This is a genomic window from Paenibacillus sp. 01T422, assembly GCF_056398785.1.
Genome location: NZ_JBFTQB010001679.1, coordinates 1 through 423 on the forward strand (window position 1 = coordinate 1; position 423 = coordinate 423).

1 protein-coding gene is annotated in these 423 nt (G+C 45.2%); it reads left to right on the top strand.

What is annotated here, in order from left to right:
• Positions 1 to 181: 181 nt before the first annotated feature.
• Positions 182 to 423: LysM peptidoglycan-binding domain-containing protein (locus AC1DUA_RS40740; RefSeq protein ID WP_477505029.1), on the top strand; the 242-nt coding region annotated here is incomplete at its 3' end.

Sequence of the window (423 nt, forward strand, 5' to 3'; positions counted from 1 at the left end):
GAGATCCTCCGGCTATCCAGCGCGGGGGATTTTTTTTGTCCGAGAGGGGCAAAAGCCTAGAAACGCGCATAAGATGTAATATCATTGTGAATAAGTAGGGGCTAGCTAGCAAGCTATCATGAGAAATGCTTGTGAATAAGCTTCCGAAGCCAGTTTTTTAACGAAAAAAGGAGGTAAGGTGTTGAAAATCCATATTGTCAAAAAGGGAGATACCCTGTACGAGCTTGCCAAAAAATATCATAGTACATTGGATCAGATCATTGCATTTAACCCGCAAATTGCAGATCCCAATGTACTAGACATCGGCATGAAGGTGAAGATACCTTCCAAACCGAAGCCGGTCGAACCGCCAGCGTCTGAGTATGTTTACAAGCACATTGTTCAGCAGGGAGACAGCCTGTGGAAGCTTGGGAAAGCCTGGGA